Raw genomic sequence first — 2,773 nt, 5'->3', positions numbered from 1 at the left:
CTCATAAGCCAGGTTTTCGTCATACCCCCCCAGCTCCTCCAATAAATCTTTTCTCATCATCATAGTAGGCGTACAGATAAAGAATCTTTGCACCAAAGCTGCATAAACATCACCCTGCGGAACTGCAATTTTCAATTTTCCTCCCTCATCCAGGGGGTAAAAAGAACGGATTAAATGACCTTTATTATCGATCAAAAAAGCATTGCTAAAATGCACGCCATAAGAATTATTGACCTCTTCAAAATCCTTTACACCTACTTCAATCCTGTTTGGACATAAAATATCATCAGCTGCCAGATCAATAATATACTTTCCTTTTGCTCTTGCTAAGCCCAAATTAAAAGCCTTGCAATTCCCCACATTTTCATCCAAAGAAAGGAAAGTAACGGAAGGGTAATCAGCAATTAATTCCCGAATACGAGCTACACTCCTATCAGTACTTGCATCATCCACTACAATGAGCTCCACATTCGAATAAGTTTGTGTTAAAACCGAATAAATGGCTTCTTGTACAAACGCATCATGGTTATAACAAAGACAAATTACGGTTACCAAGGGATTGCTTTCCATTTTATCCAATTACGGTTAAACCAAATGCACAACAAAAAAGAAATTACCCCTATAAAAAACTCCGCCCTGGGAAAACCCATTATTCCGTACTTTGAGGAAAGAAAAAAAGCTAGGGAAAGATATAGGGCCGATCCAAGCCCCTGAATAAAAATATAGGATTTAGCCCTGCCTTGAACAGAAATAACATACATTAACAAATAAACCAGAAAGTGGAAAAAATCTCCAGCCAATTGCCAGGGAATAAACTTACCTGCTTCCCTAAATTCTGTAGTAAATAAATATTCGAGAAGGAAACCACGACCAAAATAAACCAATAAAAGGCCAGTTAAAGTTAAGGGGATTATTTTTAAAATAACCTCCCACAAATAAGCCCTTAGCTTATTTAAATCATGAATGAGACCCGAAAGTTGGGGGTAAACAACTGTTCCAACTGTAGCCACAAATAGCATTTTATAAAGATCAGAAATTTTAACTACTGCTTGCCAATAACCTGTTTGCACTAATCCAAAAGCTTCTATAGAAAAATCCCGTAACCAAAAGCTCACAAATTTCCCAAAAAACAAACCGCTTGCGGCCATCAATAGATAATGACCTAAAGCCTTAAAGCTTTTCAATGACCATTTTAATTTTTTCCAATCAATATGACGATATTGAAACAGAAAATAAATGCAAAAAATCACTCCTCCGCTCTGCCCAAAAAGAAAAGCGATAAATACCTTTTCCAAAGGCCATTTATCTACAACCAACCAAAGAAACAAAACCAATAAAACAGAGGTAAATACATCTACTAAGGAATAGACCCTCATCCGTTGGTCAGCTAAAAAAAGAGATTGAAAGAAAAGTTTAATTAATAAGATTGGCATGGCCACCCAAAAAAGGGTATAAAACCATGAGTTATTTTTCTTACCCCCAAATTCATTAAATAAATAATCAGAATGAAAGAAAAAAACACCCATGAAAAGACCAAGTGTAAGTAAATGCCACAAGATAGCTGCCAATACAAACTTGTGCTTATCAACCACGCTTTCTTCTTTGTTTGCCCAAAAGCGAATTAATCCCCGATTTATACCATCATTAGGGACATGCGTTACCATTGAAATGAGATTTTGGAAATGGGCCCATAAACCAACACCTGACGCTCCAAAATATACTGCAAATAGTTTCTGACTTATCAAACTTCCAAATGCCCTGAAAGTGACTGCCACTAAAGACCATAATGAAGCCGGGATAAATTTCAAAAGACCTGATTTATGTTATGTCCAAAAAATAGATTTCTTAATCTGCAAAAGTAAAGGTAAAAGTTGGCTTTACCGAAGCCTTTCCCCCAATTCGTTGTTTAAAAGAAAGCAGACCAAATTGAGGATTGGTATCCACTTCAGATATTCCCAGATCTAGAATTCCGTATCCCTTCTTTTTGAAATATTGGTAAATCTGATAAAGTAAAGCCACCATAGGGCTGCTAGATTTGTAACTCATATCACTTGCCGGCAAAAAATTATACACCACCCTGGAATTTAAAACTACGATAATAGTCACAGCAACCAATTTTCCTTTATCACGAAGAGAATAAAATTGGTAATGCCTGGGAAATACACTCAAGCAATCTTTTAATCCTTCCAAACTCATGTTCATGGGTTGATTTCGGCTCATTCGGCAGGACCTTATAAATCCATAAAACTCTTCCAATTGATCAATGGATTCACATTGAAACTCAAAACCATAAGTTGCACACTTTTTCAATTTCCTTGCTTCCATTAAATGTAGGTTCTGTTCAAAGGAAGCTTCCAAAGATAAGTGATAATTAATGGGAGCCTCCTTTAATCTAAAACCATGATTGACCAGCACATTTATGGTTTTACTAACCATTTCTGGCTGAAATCCCATGCAAATATTTTTTACCGTTACGGAATGAATTCCCCGTCCTTTTAATATCCATAAAATGAAGTCCACAAAAGCATGCAGCAATTGTGCATCCATCTTATGATCAAAAAGCAACGCTCCAAAAGGGCTTCTAATCCCACTTATGGCCTGCTGATCCTTCAAAAAAAGGGGTAAATGTGCCAAAAGTTTTCTATGAGCAGTATGGACTACATAAAACTCCAAATAAGAACCCTCAAATTGAAGATTTAAATGATTAGGATGGTGAAAAAGATAAGACTCAAAAGCTAATGGATAATCTCCTTCAGGTCTTTCAGTGGTAAAA

Annotated in this window: 3 protein-coding genes; all 3 read right to left on the bottom strand. The window is 36.3% G+C overall.

Translation table 11 applies throughout. From position 1 onward, the window contains the following. A partial coding sequence (locus E1171_RS03330; protein ID WP_155204060.1) for a glycosyltransferase family 2 protein occupies positions 1-570 on the bottom strand: 570 nt, incomplete at its 3' end. Then, a complete protein-coding gene (locus E1171_RS03325; RefSeq protein WP_155204058.1) occupies positions 549-1,808 on the bottom strand; it encodes an oligosaccharide flippase family protein in 1,260 nt (419 codons plus the stop codon). The genes E1171_RS03325 and E1171_RS03330, both read right to left, overlap by 22 nt. A gap of 37 nt (positions 1,809-1,845) precedes the next feature. Further along, positions 1,846-2,773 (bottom strand): GNAT family N-acetyltransferase (locus E1171_RS03320; RefSeq protein ID WP_155204056.1); only part of this gene is annotated, 928 nt, incomplete at its 5' end.

The organism is Xanthovirga aplysinae (assembly GCF_009711365.1).
In the GTDB taxonomy this organism is placed as follows: Bacteria; Bacteroidota; Bacteroidia; order Cytophagales; family Cyclobacteriaceae; genus Xanthovirga; species Xanthovirga aplysinae.
Note: the sequence above shows the minus strand (reverse complement) of the source record. Positions and strands in the feature narration are given on the sequence as shown.